The 17,364-nt window shown below is 45.5% G+C and carries 12 protein-coding genes; 6 read left to right on the top strand and 6 right to left on the bottom strand.

Features of this window, described 5'->3' with window-relative positions; all coding sequences use genetic code 11:
* Window positions 1-290: 290 nt before the first annotated feature.
* The 4 genes from AACS00_RS08495 to AACS00_RS08480 all read right to left on the bottom strand — a co-directional run bounded on the left by AACS00_RS08495 (window position 291) and on the right by AACS00_RS08480 (window position 6,395).
* Window positions 291-1,649, bottom strand: a complete 1,359-nt coding sequence (locus AACS00_RS08495) for an alpha-amylase family protein (RefSeq protein WP_072670947.1) — start codon at window positions 1,647-1,649, stop codon at window positions 291-293.
* 297 nt (window positions 1,650-1,946) lie between these two features.
* Entirely contained in the window at window positions 1,947-2,147 is a 201-nt protein-coding gene (locus AACS00_RS08490; protein ID WP_072670946.1) for a restriction endonuclease subunit S, read from the bottom strand.
* Window positions 2,148-2,211: 64 nt separating this feature from the next.
* The gene (locus AACS00_RS08485) at window positions 2,212-4,128 is read right to left on the bottom strand and encodes a methyl-accepting chemotaxis protein (protein WP_110167100.1); all 1,917 of its coding nucleotides are present in this window, start codon (window positions 4,126-4,128) and stop codon (window positions 2,212-2,214) included.
* A gap of 353 nt (window positions 4,129-4,481) precedes the next feature.
* Window positions 4,482-6,395: a methyl-accepting chemotaxis protein gene (locus AACS00_RS08480; protein ID WP_072670944.1), complete on the bottom strand. Its 1,914-nt coding sequence runs from the start codon at window positions 6,393-6,395 to the stop codon at window positions 4,482-4,484.
* A 287-nt stretch (window positions 6,396-6,682) separates the two neighbouring features.
* On the opposite strand from AACS00_RS08480, the gene AACS00_RS08475 reads away from it, so the two are divergent.
* Genes AACS00_RS08475 through AACS00_RS08450 form a run of 6 tightly spaced genes read left to right on the top strand, consistent with a single transcriptional unit; the run spans window position 6,683 to window position 13,480 of the window.
* Window positions 6,683-7,639, top strand: coding sequence for an AAA family ATPase (locus AACS00_RS08475; RefSeq protein ID WP_072670943.1), 957 nt, complete (start codon window positions 6,683-6,685; stop codon window positions 7,637-7,639).
* 9 nt (window positions 7,640-7,648) lie between these two features.
* On the top strand, window positions 7,649-8,578 hold the full coding sequence (locus AACS00_RS08470) for a DUF58 domain-containing protein (protein WP_110167099.1): 930 nt from the start codon (window positions 7,649-7,651) through the stop codon (window positions 8,576-8,578).
* A 5-nt stretch (window positions 8,579-8,583) separates the two neighbouring features.
* A complete protein-coding gene (locus AACS00_RS08465) occupies window positions 8,584-9,069 on the top strand; it encodes a DUF4381 domain-containing protein (protein ID WP_072670941.1) in 486 nt (161 codons plus the stop codon).
* Window positions 9,056-10,024 (top strand): vWA domain-containing protein, encoded by a 969-nt coding sequence (locus AACS00_RS08460; RefSeq protein ID WP_110167098.1) that lies wholly within the window; start codon window positions 9,056-9,058, stop codon window positions 10,022-10,024. Before AACS00_RS08465 ends, AACS00_RS08460 begins: the two co-directional genes overlap by 14 nt.
* Window positions 10,017-11,837, top strand: a complete 1,821-nt coding sequence (locus AACS00_RS08455) for a VWA domain-containing protein (RefSeq protein ID WP_110167097.1) — start codon at window positions 10,017-10,019, stop codon at window positions 11,835-11,837. The genes AACS00_RS08460 and AACS00_RS08455 overlap by 8 nt, the downstream gene beginning before the upstream one ends.
* A complete protein-coding gene (locus AACS00_RS08450) occupies window positions 11,837-13,480 on the top strand; it encodes a BatD family protein (RefSeq protein ID WP_110167278.1) in 1,644 nt (547 codons plus the stop codon). The genes AACS00_RS08455 and AACS00_RS08450 overlap by 1 nt, the downstream gene beginning before the upstream one ends.
* 36 nt (window positions 13,481-13,516) lie before the next feature.
* Here the strand turns inward: AACS00_RS08450 and AACS00_RS08445 are convergent, their stop codons facing one another.
* Window positions 13,517-15,658, bottom strand: a complete 2,142-nt coding sequence (locus AACS00_RS08445; protein ID WP_110167096.1) for a sensor domain-containing diguanylate cyclase — start codon at window positions 15,656-15,658, stop codon at window positions 13,517-13,519.
* Window positions 15,659-15,989: 331 nt separating this feature from the next.
* The gene (gene astB, locus AACS00_RS08440) at window positions 15,990-17,333 is read right to left on the bottom strand and encodes an N-succinylarginine dihydrolase (protein WP_110167095.1); all 1,344 of its coding nucleotides are present in this window, start codon (window positions 17,331-17,333) and stop codon (window positions 15,990-15,992) included.
* Between the last annotated feature and the right edge of the window lie 31 nt (window positions 17,334-17,364).

Here is a 17,364-nt window from a genome sequence, read left to right as displayed (position 1 = left end):
TTTAGTGGATTAGTCTCAACAGAAGCACTAAGCGGTGAAAGATAACGCTCAAAATAAGTGAGACATTGCTCCAATAAAAATCATTAAATGGACAATTATTGCGCTGTCGATTGGCGTTTTTCATCATCATAACTAGAATGATAAGGTAACTCACTCTGGTTAATGTACAGATATTAACGATTCAAACGGCTTACACTCTCTAAACATCTCGCTAACGACGTCTTGCCTCTTGATATCAACTTATCGATTCAAGAGGCTCTTTTTTTCGAATCAAGATGATAAATCATCCACTATTGTTGAACTACCAGCATTCGGCTGCTCATTGCTGGTGTTTCAATCGCCGTCATACTACCTTGAGCTTCAAACGTCTCACCAGTGTAGAGATCGTACAATTGATTCGTCCATTGCTTAAGCTCAACCGATTGGCTACGAGCCGATTTATTGATGATCACGACCCCTTGTTCACCACGACGAAAGACGAATAGATCATCACTGGCTTCGATAGGTAACATGGGTAGCCCATGCATTTGATTATGAAAGGCAATCCCAGCCAAAATCTTAGGATCACACCAAGCATTCTGCCAACGCGGTTTTCCATTACGAGCACAGAGTCCACTTGGGTTTAAATCCGTGTAGATCAACGGTACTCCGCCATCTCTACCAAGAATATAGCTATACGCCAGCGACTCTAACGTTTCTGGCATCACGAGATCCATAAACACATCGTTATTAGGAATATCATGAGTAATAGCAAACGTGATAGCGCGCTCTTTCGATAACGCTTCACCAAAGCAGTAGGGGTCAATTAACGCTTTTAAACTGCCTTTCGGCTGTAACGCATTAAAGACGGTCTGAAATAATGGGAAGTCATAAGCTCCCAAACGGGTTTGCTCTAAATAGGGCTCTAAAAACAGTTTGTATTCCGCTTTGGTCGCTCCCCCATCGGTGATGATCTCGCCAAAAATATGCACATCATGAGTGATCTCTTCACTCCACACACGCTTGAGATGCTCAATGGTCATATGCTTGGCAGCATCAATCCGAAACCCTTTCACGCCCATTGCTTTTAGCGCCAACAGATAGGCTTTTTGCTGTTCCACAACATGAGAATTATCACGTAGCGTAGGTAAGCCTGCATCATGTGGCCCACCTGAAATACGTCCGTTTTGCACTTGCCACTTATCTTGCCAATCTTTAATACCAAAAGCTTCGACAAAATCATCTTCGGTAAACAGAGGTTGAGATAAGTCACCAAACAAACGCTGTTGTTGGTAATACTCATTACGCTGAGCATAGTCGTTAAGATCGTCATTACTTGGGTATTGTAAGTCCAAGCGATGGGTTGATTCATTGGCCATGTGGTTAAATACCACATCAGCGTATACCCATAAACCGAGCGCTTCTAAACTCGCAACCATTGCTTGAAACGTGCTGGTATTGCCCAATTGATTATCAATAACTCGATAATCTTGTGGTTGATAACGCTGCCACCAAGGAGTACCGCTCGGCTGTTGATAAGACTTCATGGGTGGTGAAACAAGTACGGCTTTATAGCCTGCTTTAGCAATCTTTGACGCATGCTCGGTAACTTGAGCATAAGGCCAATCAAAAGCGTGTAAAATGACATCCGTCGGCTGGGAACTGATCATCCTGAATACTCCTATTTGTCTAGCCAGCGAAAGAAGACTTGAAAATCAATGAATGCGGCTCGCTAGAACGCTTCTATTATAGTGCTCATGATTATAAGTTGCTTGGTTAAAGCGCCATCCCCCTTTGTGGAATTATTGATGGTGGAGACTCAAGGCGTAGAATCACCCTTTGGCTAAGTAACCAAATGCGAGGAAAGGATTAACAACGGTCGAGAAAATACGTTTACTTGTCGTATGACTGCATGGTGAGAATCACAAAGGCATTACAATGCCTTTGTGATTGAATAAAAAGCAATATTAATGAACTGGCGCATCACTGGTAGCAAAAAACTGCCCAAAATGTTGTTCTAGAATTTCTGGGGTCAGTTCACCCGCCGCTTCTAAACGCTTAAATTCAGCCACTAAAGCGCGCTGCTCTTCTAGACTGGGTAATGGTATTTCAGGTTGATCACTGAGTTGAGCAGTCATGTTCTCTAACTCTTGTTCAATATCGTTCATACTATGCCTCTTCAATTAAAAACCTCGTAGTCTACTTAAGTCACCACAAGGTAGCTAGACTACGTTAGAGTTTAAAGTTACTCACCATAGAATCAAGACGCTGTGATAAGTCACTTAACTCTTGGCTGGCTTGAGCAAGTTGTTCCGCCGTTACCGTCGTTTTCTCATTCACAACATTAATTTCTTCAACATTACTGTTAATGGTGTAAACAACCGTCGATTGCTCTTCTGTCGCCGTAGCAACTTGAGTGTTTCTATCGGTAATATCTCGGATTTTCAGTAAAATGGTTTCTAGCTCTTGAGCGGCTGATTGGGTGAATTCAACCCCTTCAGTTGAAATACTTTGTCCCATTTCCATCGCTTGTACCGCCTCTTTCGCGTCAGCTTGTAGTTGATGGATCATAGTTTGTATCTCTTCCGTCGAGCTTGCTGTACGACTGGCTAAATTACGAACTTCATCGGCAACAACCGCAAAGCCCCGACCTTGATCACCTGCGCGCGCGGCTTCGATCGCTGCGTTCAATGCTAATAAATTGGTTTGCTCAGATATCTCTCGAATCACATCTAAAATACTGCCAATATCTTGCGTTTTTTTCGCCAACTCTCCAACAACTTCGCCTGTATTTGTCATATCAATGGCTAAACGATCGATGGTGTCTTTGGCTTGAGTGATCACTTTTTTGCCTTGTAGCGTGCTTGTTGCTGCCTCATTGGCGGTTTCAGCAGCGGTAGCAGCATTAGCGGCGATTTCACTGATCGTCGATCCCATTTGGTTCATGGCTGTCACGACTTGGACTGTCTGTTCACGCTGGTGCTGGCTATTATCAAACGTGGTCTGCGATTTATTCGAGACGTTCGCTGCAGCATGATGCAATGCTCGACTCGTCGCAGAAACCTCTTTCATCGATTGATGAATTTTATCAATAAAGCCATTAAATCCTTGTGATAATTGAGCAATTTCGTCGGTGCCTTCAATCTCAATACGTTGAGAAAGATCACCATCACCTTGTCCGAGATCGGTAAATCGTTGAGCGATCTGGCGGATAGGTTTGGCGATACTGTTAGCCAGAAGGATCCCCACCATAATGAAGCCCCCAGCAACCATCAAGGTTAATAATATCATCCGTTGTCCCATGCTATTCAGATCAGCGAAAACCTCTCGAACAGGCACAGAAGCAACGACAAACCAATCCATACTCGGGATATAGAGACTGGCAACAAATACCTCTTCGCCGCTGTCTTGAGCCGTGATTAAATTAAAGGTGGATTTATTAAGTAGAGATGAAGCTTGTGGGCCATAAATATGAGTTAATGAACGTTGATGTTTATCATTTTGATGATGAACCTGAATCTCACCCTGAGCATTCGCTAGATAAACAAAGCCGGTTTGTTCAATCTTAAAACTGGTCAATAAACGTACCATGTCATCCATTGATTTAGACAAACCCGACATACTAATCCCATTGACAATTTGGTAGTTAGCAAACAGTTTTACCTCACCAGTCGGCTCTCTAAACATACTGACCATCGTTGGCTGTTGAGAGTCCGTGAAACCAAAAAACCAGCCATCTTGCTGACGATTCAATTGGCGGAGAAATCCATTTTGATTCCAATAAAAAGCCGTTTCTCGATTCGCCACTGAAGCATCATCTAAACGGTATTGCTGACGAATATTGTTGAGCTGAAGAACAAGCTGAGCTTCTTGCTCTGCATTTCTATCAGTGGTCGCAATCACTTCTTGGATAAACACATTGTTTGCAATCTGTTGAGAAGCTTGCAATAGGGTACTAACGTCTCGATCAATTTGTTCCGCAATTCGATGCAGCATCGTTGGGAGCTCAATATCAACCAAACGGTGCTCTAGCGTCTGCCTAGCTTGATGCTGAGCCATTAAACCAAGAATGGTCGTCGACGCTAAAACGGCTAGCGTCATACCGAGCACAACCTTACTTTTTATGGTCATGTTTTTGAATGTAAACATAGTACAACCTTATATAGATATCCCTTCAGGGGGTAGAACCAACATTATCAAGTCAGGAGTATAATAGAATCGGCAACCAATTCATATTTACGCATAGCTCACCATCATAGTAAGCCTTCAATTCATTAAAAACTGATAATTATTCACCGCACATCAATACTCCAATCGCTTAAGACCACAGCGAGACCGTCAATCAAACATGCACTTTTTCAATAGATTGATAGCATCATCGATTGGTCTTTGAGGATCATTGAGAGTAATAATGGCAGTGAGTATGACTCGATTTTTAGGTAGAAAGGATATAAAAAAGCCCCTAGTTTTAGGGGCGATATGGATTGAAAAGAAAGTAAAATTTAAACCTTAAAGCGACCGACTCTATTCTGTAGATCCGTCGCTAAACGTGCCAATTCATCACTGGCCGCCGCAATATGGGTTGAGCCATCAGATAGTTGCTCTACTCCACCGCTGATTCGGTTGAGTGTTTGGTTTACATCATCAGCCACTATCGATTGTTGCTCAGTTGCCGTCGCAATTTGGATGTTCATATCATTGATCGTAATGATTGCGGTGGTAATTTCACGCAGCTTTTCCGAAGCCTGTTCGGCCCAATCGACCACTTCATTAGCCTTACGATAACCACCATCCATAACTTGCGAAGCATTCTTCGACGCTGATTGTAGTTTCTCGATAATGTCACGAATTTCTTCGGTAGAACTTTGCGTACGTGTCGCCAATGTTCGAACCTCATCCGCCACGACCGCAAAACCGCGACCATGTTCACCTGCTCGGGCAGCTTCAATTGCAGCGTTAAGAGCCAGTAAGTTCGTTTGTTCAGCAATGCTACGGATCACCTCAAGCACTTTGCCGATAGAATCTGCGTCTTGCTGCAGTTTCTCTATTACATTTACCGCGGTTTGTACTTCTTTCGCTAAGGATAGGACTTCGTTAGTGGTTTTCGTTACCACTACTTCGCCTTCTTGAGCAAACTTACTTGAGCGGTCCGCCGCTTGAGCCGCATTACCGGCATTTTCTGCAACTTGGTTCACCGTTGCAGCCATTTCGGTCATCGCGGTCGCCACTTGATCCGTTTCGTGACGTTGTTTCTGTACTTGATCATTCGCTTCTCGGCTTGAAACCGCCAATTGCTCAGCCGCGGCACCTAACTGAATGGAAGCTTCAGCCACTTGTTTTACCAAGCTATGCACTCCGCCCACAAACGCGTTAAAGCTGCGCGCCAAATCGCCAAACTCATCGTGGCGCTCTTCATTAAGACGCTGAGTTAAATCACCATCTCCCGCAGCAATTTGCTCTAGTGCCTCACGCGTTTCGTTGATAGGCCTGACAATCATTTTGGCGACCAACAGAATGATGACAATTAATAAAATCAAGGTCACCGCAAAAGCCAGTAACAAGGTGACCGTTAATTCACGTGCCGTAGAGATAATATCATCGTACGGTTGAGCAACAGCAAGCGACCAGCCAGGGGTATTCGCAACTGGATGGTAAGCCACCATATAATGTTGCTTATTTTCTAAATACAGATCGGTTAACCCTGATTGACCAGCAACCATTAAGCGACTCATTTGTGCGTAAGCCGCGTTGCTGTCCTGAGTTGCATTATCTTTTAGGCGTTTGGCTGCCGTTTTGTGTGCCACATACACACCGCGCGAGTCAACCAGCCACGCTTCTGAATTATTGGTAGCGACACTATCAACCAGTTGAGTCAAAGTATTCAACGTTACGGTTGCGGCTAATAAACCAATCACTTCACCACGATGATTTTTTACCACATGAGCCAACACAATGATCGCATTGCCTGAAGTTCCCGAATAAAGCGGGTCACTGACCAGTGACTGCTGAGTTTTTTGTACCACTAACTGCTGAAAGTAACCACGATCGGCTCGACTCGCGACAACGCCATTGTGGTGGTAAGCATCCCCTTTCAGATCGACAAAGAACATCACTTCAAATTCTGAACTCATGTTTTTGCCAAAGTGTTTAACGTAGTTAAAAATGGCTTGCGTATCTCCTGAAGCTAACGTCTCGGTTTGTGCCAAGGAGCGGACAACCGCCATACGGGCTTCAACCCAACTGCTGACCATTTCCGAACTACTTTGCGCCGTACGGCTTACCGATGTCTCTCCTAATCCCACCACTCTGGAGCTGACTTGATTGGTTACTATCCAAGCAGCCAGTAACAAACTGATGGTCAAAGGAATACTGAACACAATGATCAGTCTTGATGTCATTCTTAATTTTTTGAGCATGGGATCCTCTTCACCAAACAATGTCTGCTGAGACTAATAAAATCGAAATTTTGCTACTTAGAGGTTTAGCACAAAACCATCAAAAATCACGAAATGGATTGCAATTTGGTGAGTATTCTTCCAATCATTTATTTATATACCGAACTTCGTTCCATTTCTCATCGTAACGTCGGCGTCGAAATCATCACCAATCGCTTCAAGTACCGCATTTTTTTGCTGTATTGGTGGGAACTTTTCGGGTAATACATTGACCAAAAGCTGATTTTTCTATCGGGAGTTTAAGGTCCATGCAGTTAACTACCTTTCAAACACTACAAGACTATTTAAACCAGCAAGTGATTGGTCAATCCTCATTAATCCAACAGTTGCTGATTGCTTTACTGGCGGATGGGCATATTTTGGTTGAAGGCCCGCCAGGATTAGCAAAAACTCGTGCGGTAAAATCACTGGCTGAATGCATTGAAGGCGAGTTTCATCGTATACAATTTACCCCTGATTTACTGCCAGCAGACTTAACCGGTACCGATATTTTCCGCCCAGAAACAGGAGAATTCACCTTCCAACCTGGGCCTATTTTTCATTCACTGGTTCTCGCTGATGAAATAAACCGTGCTCCTGCCAAGGTACAAGCGGCAATGCTAGAAGCGATGGCTGAAAAACAAATCACCGCAGGACGTCAAACCTACTCACTACCGCCACTTTTTCTAGTGATGGCGACACAAAACCCGATTGAGCAAGAAGGGACTTATCCTTTACCTGAGGCGCAGTTGGATCGGTTTTTATTGCATTTAGAAGTGGGCTATCCTGATGCTGAACATGAATTGGCTATTTTGCGTCTTAACCGTGGAGAAGCTCTGGGACAGCGTTCTATTACTCCGCCAGTCTTGAGTCAATCGGATATTTTTTCTGCTCGACAAACCGTACTCAATATCCATATGGCTGAGGCCATCGAGCAGTATATCATCCGCCTTATCATGGCCACCCGTCATCCCAGTGAGTATGACCCAACACTAGCTCAATGGATTGAGATGGGGGTTAGCCCACGCGCAACTATCGCCTTAGATCGTTGTGCTCGTGCGCATGCTTGGCTCAGCGGCAGAGATTTTGTCAGCCCGGAGGATGTCCAAGCGATGATCTATCCCGTGCTTCGCCATCGATTACTGTTAACTTATCAAGCGCAAGCAGAAGGCATCACGCCCAACCAAGTTATTGCTCACTTATTGACATTAGTCGGCAGTGCCTAGGATAAATAGATGACCAATCTTTCTCTATCATCATTACCTGAGCACGCCAATGGCGTTACCTTATGCCTTGAAGAACTACTGCCTTACCAGCAACAGGCCGTGAAATGGCTCCCTCCAGCTAAAAGTTTGTGGGCTCCATTGCTCGGTCAGCATCAAAGCCGTCAACTTGGCCGTGGAATGGATTTTGCTGAAGTGCGCCAATATCAGGCTGGCGATGATATCAGAAGCATCGATTGGCGAGTAACAGCAAGAACGGGTAAACCACACACTAAGCTCTTTTGTGAAGAACGAGAAAAACCCGTTGTTGTTTATGTCGATTTTAGCCCTTCGATGCAGTTTGGTTCGACTTTGCTGTTTAAATCCGTGCAAGCTGCTCATATGGCAAGTTTAATCAGTTGGTTAGCCGTGGCACAACAAGATCGAATTGGTGCGGTTATTGATCTTGGAAACCAGTTAATTGAACTAAAACCCACCGCACGGCGTAATGGCGCATTGCGTATTCTATCTGAACTAGTCAGTAGACAAACACAAGCGCAACAAACGACTACTGCATCAAATTCGTCCATGCAGGAAGGTTTACTCACGCTTGATCGACTCTGTCCTAAAGGCAGTGAGATTATCTTGCTCAGCGATTTCGTACGCTATGATGACGGAATGCAGCCATTACTAAGTCGATTAAGCCGCCATAATCAAGTCCGCATAGTACAGATTGCCGATCCATTGGAGCAAGGTATCACCGCTTTTCGTGGTATAGAACGTGTAAGAAATAACCAACACACGCGCTGGCTCAACTTTTCAGCAAATAATACCCGCGACGGTATCAAAAAATCCTTTGAATCTCAGAAACTAAAACTAAAATTATTGAGCCAACGTATGGCAATGGACTATCGCCTACTCTCTTGTGGGCGGCCTTTGTTACCACAACTATCCGGACTCTAAATTAAATGCAGGCAGCCTCATCACTACTCGACCTTAATGCTCTTCATCTTCCTGCTTTGCCCTCTTGGTGGCCATTAGCATGGGGATGGTGGGCAAGCGCAGCAGGCGCTGTTAGCGTTATTCTATTGGTTGCTTTTTTTATCCACTGGAAACGTAAGCGCCTCGCTCCGAAAAAAACAGCCCTACGTTTACTCGGTATGCCTGCGGGTTATCAGACCCCCTCTTCTGCGATTGAATTGCTGAGACAAGCAGCGCTGTGTTATTTCCCACGTGAAGACATTGCTCACCTCACGGGCCATGACTGGTACGTTTTTTTAGATAACCAATTGGGGCAACCTCTCTTTGTGCCAAATCTCACGTTATGGCAACAAGCCTTATATCAAAAACAACCCATCGAGCATCCGGAGCGTTTGGTTGCGGATTGCTACTTGTGGATAGATAAAGCATTGCCCCCGAAAAAGAGGAGTTTAGGAAACCTTGGCAAACGTTGAATTTGTATGGTGGTGGCTGTGGGCTTTACTGCCACTGCCACTGTTGGTGTACTTTTTTTTACCGCCGCAACCACCCACTACTGCAGTACCTCTCACTTATCTTCCTCCGTCCAGTGATAACCACCAACCACAGCAATGGCTGATGAAAGGTTTGGTGCTAACACTTTGGATATGCCTCGTCGCAGCGGCAGCACGCCCTGTTTGGTATGGTGAACCCATTACACACTCTCAGCCTCATAGAGATATGATGTTGGTGGTCGACCTGTCTTATTCTATGAATCAAAAAGACATGCAAATAGGCGATGAATATATCGATCGTCTCACGGCAGTCAAACAGGTACTTAGTGACTTTATCGCTCAGCGGCAAGGCGATCGCCTCGGACTGATTTTTTTTGCGGATCACGCCTATTTACAAACACCGCTCACTCTCGATAGAACCACGGTCGCTCAACAGCTTAATCAAGCCGTTTTACGTCTGATCGGCACTCAAACTGCCATCGGCGATGGTATTGGCCTTGCGACCAAAACCTTTATTGAGAGTAATGCCCCGCAGCGGGTGATGATCCTCCTCAGTGATGGCAGTAACAATGCCGGCGTACTTGACCCTATCGAAGCCGCACACATCGCTAAACAGTATCACACCACGATTTACACGGTGGGCGTGGGGGCTGGTGAAATGATGGTAAGAGATTTTTTTATGACGCGTCGTATTAATACTGCTGAAGATCTTGATGAAGCAACCCTACAAAAGATTGCTGATTTGACGGGGGGACAGTATTTCAGAGCGCGCGATAAACACGATTTACAGACCATTTATCAGACGATCGATAAACTTGAACCGATTCAGCAAGCGACTCATGTTTGGCGACCTCAAAAAGAAATATTCAGCTATCCGTTAGCACTAAGTTTGTTACTTTCTATCATTTTGATGATGCTGAGGAGACATCATGTCTGAGTTTATGTTTCTTTCGCCCCTATGGTTACTCGGGATCCTACCTGTTGGCCTCGTGCTTATTGGGCTTTTGCGATACGCCACAACCACACCTCTCATTGCTCCCCATTTGGCCCAAGCATTAGGGTTAGCGGGTCGTCAGCGGCAATCACTTGTTTTGGGTGGGCTCGGTGTGTGCTGGCTAATCGCCCTCATTGCTTTAGCAGGACCTAGTTTTGAAAAACAGCCTCGGCCAAGTTATAGCCAGCAGAGTGGCCGTGTCGTGGTGATGGACATGTCACGATCGCTGTATGCTACCGATATCAAGCCAAATCGACTGTCTCAAGCTCGTTACAAAGTGTTCGATTTACTCAACGGCTGGCAAGAAGGCAGCACAGGTTTGGTCGCCTACGCTGGGGATGCCTATATTGTCAGCCCTTTAACTACCGACACAGCCACGATTGCGAGCTTAGTTCCGAACTTATCGCCAAGTATCATGCCATTACCGGGAGCCAATGCGGCGGCAGGGGTAGCACTGGCCATTGAGATGCTCCAACAAGCGGGATTTCAACAAGGCGATATTCTATTAATCGCCGACGATCTTTCCGCCAATGAAGCATCGGCGATCTCTGCTTTAGTGCGTGGTAAACCATGGCAGTTAAGCTTGCTCGGTATCGGAACCGAAAGTGGAGCACCCATTGCTATGCCTGATGGCACACTACTCAACGATCAATATGGCCAACCGGTCATTGCTAAAACCAATTTTTCACTGATGCAAGATTTAGCTAACGAAGTGCAAGGCTTATTCGTTGCTTATCGAGGAGATGATCAGGATGTCACCCGTCTATTAAGTGCCACTCAATCTCAGTATCAGGCTTCATTATCCACATCAGCCGAGCCACTCTCGGTGGCAATAAACCAAGGCTATTGGTTGATTTTATTGCTCATTTTGCCAGCCGCATTACTATTTAGACGTGGCTATATTTGGGTGGCGTTACTAACACTGAGTAGTAGCTTAACCGTTTCACCGGCACACGCCTCTGCATGGCTAAATCAAAATCAGCAAGCGCTGCAGGCTTATCAACAAGGTGATTATCAAACCGCAGCACGGTTATTTTCTCAACCAGAATGGCAAGGTGTTGCGCGCTATCAAGCCGGAGATTATCAAGGTGCGATTGACGTGCTTAGTCAAATCAAGAATCCCAGCGAGCAAGTACAATATAATCTAGCCAATGCTTTCGCCCAAGCTGGTGAGCTGACCGAAGCGCTACAACGTTATCAGCATATACTCGCCAATAATCCGCAGCATGCTGATGCGCAGCATAATTTAATGGTGGTAAAGCAAGCGCTTGAACAGCAACAGCAACAGCAACAGCAACAGCAACAGCAACAGCAACAGCAACAAGAGTCTGACGCTGACGATGCTTCGTCGCAAGCAGATTCGTCACCGGGCAACGAAGCCAATCCGAGCTCTGAGAAAGAGAAAAGCTCGCCCCAAAACGGGGATGACTCACATTCGTCAGCGCAATCAGAATCGCCCCAAGATAACAGCCCGAATGCAGAACCTTCGGCTTCGTCAAATACAGATACGTTAAATACGGATGAAAAGACATCTGACTCAGCAGCAACACCGACCGAGCCGAATGCATCAGAACCAGATTTGCCCCATGAGCCAACGGTGGATCAAACCCCAGCTAGTACACAAGAAAGCGATCCGCTACTGCGCCGTTTAGAGCAAGTCGAGAGCGCTCGCGATCCGAGTCTCTTATTACGTGCACAGCTGTATTTACAAGCTCAAGAGAAATCAACTCCCCAAAATCAAGGTAATCCATGGTGATGAAATTGTTACGACTCAACTTTTCATTTTGGCTAATGATATTGCTCACTAGCATCAGTCTCTCGGCTTATAGTGCATCGTTTTATGCTACGGTCAGCAAAAATAAAGTCGTCCAAAACGAAGTCTTTCAACTGCGTCTTGTCAGTGATCAACCTGCCAATGCAGAAGCGATTGATTTTAGTCATCTAGAAGAGGACTTTTTTACCAGCCGCCCAAGCTTTGCGTCTTCAGTCAATATCATTAACAATCAACGTAGCCAGCGCAGCGAATGGACATTATCGCTAGCCGCCAATCGCTTAGGTATCTTAACTATCCCAAGCTTTGAGCTTAACGGCCAACACACCGACCCCATCTCGATACAAGTCAGTGTTGATGAACAAGCACCACAGATGGATGAACTGGTTCAACTACACAGTACCTTGTCACGAGATACTCTGTATCCAGCAGAAAGTACTATCTTAACGACTCGTCTTACCATCAAAGCGGATCGCCGCCGCTTACAAAACACCCACATCACACCACCGTCCGTGGATGGGATGACTATTGATCAGATTGGTGAAACTCAACAATATCAGACGGTGATCGCAGGGATAGAAGCGACCATTATTGAGCAACAGTATCGCTTAACAGCGACTCAAGCAGGGGAATATCGTTTAGTTGAACCTCGTTTTCAAGGCTCATACCTTTTAGGGAATACGTTACATGGTGGAGCGCGCATTATTCCCCTCAAGACTGAACCCAACACTTATTCATTAGTGGTTGAACCGCAGCCGAGTGACTACCAAGGGGCATGGCTACCGACCTCACAGTTGACGCTCACCGATCATTGGACCAACAGTCAAGGCACACCTATCACCGATAGCGTTTATCCTCTCGAAGTGGGAGAGGCTCTAACCCGAGATATTACCCTGCAAGTGGCTGGGCTCTCTGCAGAGCAGTTGCCCTCTCTTGCTCTGAGTTATCCTGATTCGATTAGCGTTTACGAGCAAAAGCCACAATTCACCACTTTAGATAACGGAGATACACTGATGCAACTCAAACAGGTGTTGATCCCGCGGCGAAGTGGTGAAATCCAACTGCCGGATATCAATATTCATTGGTGGAATAGCCGCACTAAACAGGCCCAATTAAGTCAAGCGAAAGGCTTATCCCTTGATGTTTCAGCGACTCAGCCCATCAATGCTATCTCGCCCTCTGAACCGAACCATACGACAGCAATGTCTGCTCAAACAATAATTGTTAAAGAGGCAGGATTATGGCCGTATCTGGCCGCCTTATTGGCAACTTTCTGGCTAGTCACGCTCGGATTGTATTGGCGTTTATATCGAAAACATACCCGATTGAATGAACAAGAAACAACCAATATTCAGCCTAGCTCCGCTTGGCAACAGCTACAGAATGCCTTAACCACTCAAGATGCGATGATGATTAACCATGCCCTCTCACGCTGGTTAAATGAAAGTCCATTGACTGATGCAGAGCGAGAGCAAGTACGACAAACCCTGAATACACTGCATGAAAATAAATTTTCATTAAAAAACCAAACGTGCGACTACCAAGCCCTTAATACGCTAATAAAACGTCTTCAACAAGAAGCGCTAAAGCGGTCAGCTAAGACTCAACATCCCTTAGCGAAATTATAACGGGCTAGGTGAAGACAAGGCGCATTGGCTTTGTCATTAGGAGAGCAGATGATCCAATGAATCCGGCAACGTTGGGGTCAATTCGGCCCCAACTACGGTATTGCGTCCTTGATGCTTTGCTTGATAAAGCGCTTTATCGGCTTCAGCGTACATACGCTCAAATTGAATTTCACTCGGCGTAAAACGAGCAACAGAGTAACCAATCGAGACCGTTAAACATGAAGAAACAGGGCTAGTGTGATGTGGAATATTCTCTTGCTCGACCGCACAGCGAATCGTTTCTGCTAACGAGGCGACTTGCTGAGCATTATGCCTAGCCAGTAGCAAGACAAACTCTTCGCCGCCGATCCGGCAAAATTGCTCTCCATCAGACTGAGTATGTTGACTGAGCACTTTACCAATCCGCATTAATGCGATGTCTCCTTCAAGATGCCCATAATAGTTATTAAATAAGCCAAAGTGATCAATATCGAGCAGAATCACGCCGTAATCAACCGAATGAACGGTATGTTGTTCGCAGATTTGCTCTAACAAATGAGTCAACATACGCCGATTGCCTAAACGCGTCAGTGGATCCATTTTGGCCAGTAAATCCAGCTTCTCATTGGCTTTTTGTAGCTCTCGGGTACGATTATAGATTTCACGCTCTAGGTTTTCATTCAATTCATTGATCGCTTGCTGAGCTTTAGCACGCATTAAAACTTCGGTTAAATTGGAGGCAAACATGCGGATCACTTCTCGTAACTGAGACGTTAACGGAGAGCGGCGGATCAGGTTATCGGCTGAAATAAACGCCAATGGTTTATCGTTATCAGTCAACATCGTCATCGCCGTCCAACCAAATCCAACAATTTGACTGTCGTGATAAATGGGCACCGATTCTTTAAATACCACCTCATTCGGTGATTGTTTGGCTAAAAGGACGATTTCACTATCGATGGCAGAACTACGAAAATACGCCTCATCGACGATATTCCCTTGAATATCGGTTCCCCAAGTTCCTTGCAAGTAACTGCATTGTTCATCGGTCAGAAACACCGCCATACGATCAATACCCATGCGCTTAATCGCAAAGGCTACCGCCGTTTTACACACTTCACTCACCGTCAAACAACGCGATAACTCGACCATACTCGCATGTAACATGCGCATGTTTTGTTCCTGCCGTTTGCGGATATAAATTTGCGCTAATAACGAAGCAAAAGATCCGAGCATTTGGCGTTGATAATCACCTATCGGTTGACGACGAAAATAATTATCCATCGCTATCCAACCAAACACTTCTTCACCATCACGCAACAATAGCATGCCGTTCCATCCCTGTCCTATCACCTCACCTGCGGTATACAACGGCGCATCATCGATGATCACCAACGTTGAGTTTCCGTCGGCGATCGCTTCGATATATCGTGGCTCTAACTGATGTAAATCGAACTGAGTATGATGCTCACTTATCGTTCGTCCTTGCTCATCCGTCCCATAAGTGCCGCTAAAACAGCGTTTTTTGATGTCTAATAAAAATAAAGCCACTCGATCAAACCCCAGCTTATCGCGCACCGCTTCAACCGATGCACGATGCAACTCATCCAAATTGCTCGGATTTGATAAGGTAAGAGCTAATTGATGCACCAGTTTCATGTTATCAATAAAAATTTCGCGCTGCGTTAACTCATCGCGATACTTAGCCTCACGGCTATCACGGAGCTTAAACTCTTGTGCGGCGTCTGTTTCAGCACGGATACACTGCCAACGAGCCGCTATCAGCGGTAAACATTCAAGTCCCCCTGTCGCTAATAACTGACTCACCCGCTGCTCACAAACTCCCTCAAACAATAAATAGGTACGTTTATCGCTGTGGTTATCGAGGGTGAATAAATACGCTTCTGATGGGATAGCTTGCTGATAATCCCAGTTGCAAGTATTGGTCGCAAGCGGGATCAAGCTATCGGCGCAATCAAATTGAGCGGCCCACAACCAAAATGTCTCTGGATACTGAGCTACTGACAGCGGTTGCCCTACGGTAAAAATACTCTTTGCCTGATGGGGATGAGAAGGTGCATGGAAGATGTGCATCGCCTGAGGTAAGAGTATCTGGCGTAAAAAGGGAAAGATAACCTCAGTCAACATACGATGACTACTGCAAGTCGAGAGCTGTTTTACTAGGGTACGAGAAGACATGACCATAGCCTAAATCAAGAGTGCCTAGAGTCAAATTAGAGAATCCAGCTGTGTTACTCAATCGGATCCAATAGTCTCTGTTAACCGCGCCGCAAATTAACTAAAAGGGTTTATGTATCTTAGAGATGAGCTGCATTTTTGAGAGGTTGTTTCCATTTTATTTGGAAAGCACAATAATTAATTGTGGAAATTCTCAATAGTGAGAATTTCCACAGACAAGGTTAACCCTTAAACACGGACGATAAAAAGGATAACCAGCTGTAACAGGAAGCCACGTCCTGCTCTTGTCCATCCGTGAGAGAACTGACCTTTATTTTTCAGATTCAACCAATTAGGCTCGCTGAAATGGATATAACGATCCTAAGCCCATGATCTGAGTTAGCTCATCAAGCGCGGTTCGATTCTCTATTAATAATTGTGGATCAGCCAAATCCGCCTCAAGTAATCGATCGCGATAATGCTTTTTCACCCATTGATTGAGCGTTTCAAAGCGTTGATCATTCATTAAACAGCGCGAATTGGTTGCTTTAAGCTCTTGTGAATTGAGAACAACACGCAAACGTAAACAAGCCGGACCGCCGCCATTACACATACTTTCGCGCAGGTCAAACACCTTAACTTCATCAATCGGACCACCGCTGCTGATCAATTGCTGCAGATACGCCCACACTCGCGGGTTTTGACGGGACTCTTCAGGAACGACAATCAGCATTTTGCCATCGGTTTTAGTGAGTAGCTGGCTGTTAAATAAATAGCTGTCTACCGCATCTTGCACCGCAACTAACTCGGTCGGAACTTCAATCGGGATAAATGGGCTGTCTAAAGCGTTCAGCTTTTGTTCTAGCTCAGCAAAAGCGCGCGCTTGATCGAGAAACGCTTGCTGATGATGGAAAAGCACCGGTCCATTGCTGACCGCAATCACATCATTATGAAAAACCCCTTGATCGATCACCGCCGGATTTTGCTGGATAAACACTCGCTGCGCAGCGTTTAATTGATGCAACCGTGCCACCGCTTCACTCGCTTCACGAGTTTGTCGAGCAGGAAAACGCTGTGGTTCAACATCTCCTCCCCATGCTTGACGACCATACACAAACAACTCGACCCCGGGAGCTGCATAATCACGACATAACCGATTATGATTTGCCGCCCCTTCATCACCGAAAAGGGCTTGTTGAGGCAACGCAGCATGGTGGACAAAATGCTCAACAGAAGAAAATACCGCTTGCAGTGCTCGGCGGGTTGTCGTGGCTTCAATTGAACGATGAAATTTATTATTCAGATTAGCAACCGTAAAGTGAACCTTGTTATCGGCCGTATCCGCCGAAGGAGAAACCGTCGCAGCATTAGCAACCCACATCGATGAAGCGGAACTCACATTAGCCAACAGCTGTGGAGCTTGCTTGGCAACCTTAGCCAGTATTTGCTCATCGCGTCCACTAAAGCCTAATTCACGCAAAGTCGCCATACAAGGGCGTTCTTGGGGAGGTAATATACCCTGTACGAACCCCATATCATGAAGTGCTTTCATCTTGCTGAGCCCTTGCAGCGCAGCTAGCTGCGGATTGGAAGCCGCATTTTTATTCGAAGTTGACGCTACATTACCAAACGATAATCCAGCGTAATTATGGGTAAGCCCAACTAGACCATCAAAATTCACTTCATAAGCTGACATAGACAACGTCCTTATTGTTATTGATTTTAAA

The sequence above is a fragment of the Vibrio sp. 11986-1-5 genome (assembly GCF_963878025.1).
GTDB classification, from domain to species: domain Bacteria; phylum Pseudomonadota; class Gammaproteobacteria; order Enterobacterales; family Vibrionaceae; genus Vibrio; species Vibrio injensis.
This window is presented reverse-complemented; position numbering and strand designations above follow the sequence as displayed.

What these genes read in the sequence shown, in the direction of transcription:
- AACS00_RS08490 (WP_072670946.1), bottom strand. Translation starts at nt 2,147, where the DNA reads ATGAACGATATTGAACAAGAGTTAGAGAACATGACTGCTCAACTCAGT.
- AACS00_RS08495 (WP_072670947.1), bottom strand. Translation starts at nt 1,649, where the DNA reads ATGATCAGTTCCCAGCCGACGGATGTCATTTTACACGCTTTTGATTGG.
- AACS00_RS08480 (WP_072670944.1), bottom strand. Translation starts at nt 6,395, where the DNA reads ATGCTCAAAAAATTAAGAATGACATCAAGACTGATCATTGTGTTCAGT.
- AACS00_RS08445 (WP_110167096.1), bottom strand. Translation starts at nt 15,658, where the DNA reads ATGTCTTCTCGTACCCTAGTAAAACAGCTCTCGACTTGCAGTAGTCAT.
- AACS00_RS08475 (WP_072670943.1), top strand. Translation starts at nt 6,683, where the DNA reads ATGCAGTTAACTACCTTTCAAACACTACAAGACTATTTAAACCAGCAA.
- AACS00_RS08450 (WP_110167278.1), top strand. Translation starts at nt 11,837, where the DNA reads ATGAAATTGTTACGACTCAACTTTTCATTTTGGCTAATGATATTGCTC.
- AACS00_RS08485 (WP_110167100.1), bottom strand. Translation starts at nt 4,128, where the DNA reads ATGTTTACATTCAAAAACATGACCATAAAAAGTAAGGTTGTGCTCGGT.
- astB (WP_110167095.1), bottom strand. Translation starts at nt 17,333, where the DNA reads ATGTCAGCTTATGAAGTGAATTTTGATGGTCTAGTTGGGCTTACCCAT.
- AACS00_RS08455 (WP_110167097.1), top strand. Translation starts at nt 10,017, where the DNA reads ATGTCTGAGTTTATGTTTCTTTCGCCCCTATGGTTACTCGGGATCCTA.
- AACS00_RS08470 (WP_110167099.1), top strand. Translation starts at nt 7,649, where the DNA reads ATGACCAATCTTTCTCTATCATCATTACCTGAGCACGCCAATGGCGTT.
- AACS00_RS08465 (WP_072670941.1), top strand. Translation starts at nt 8,584, where the DNA reads ATGCAGGCAGCCTCATCACTACTCGACCTTAATGCTCTTCATCTTCCT.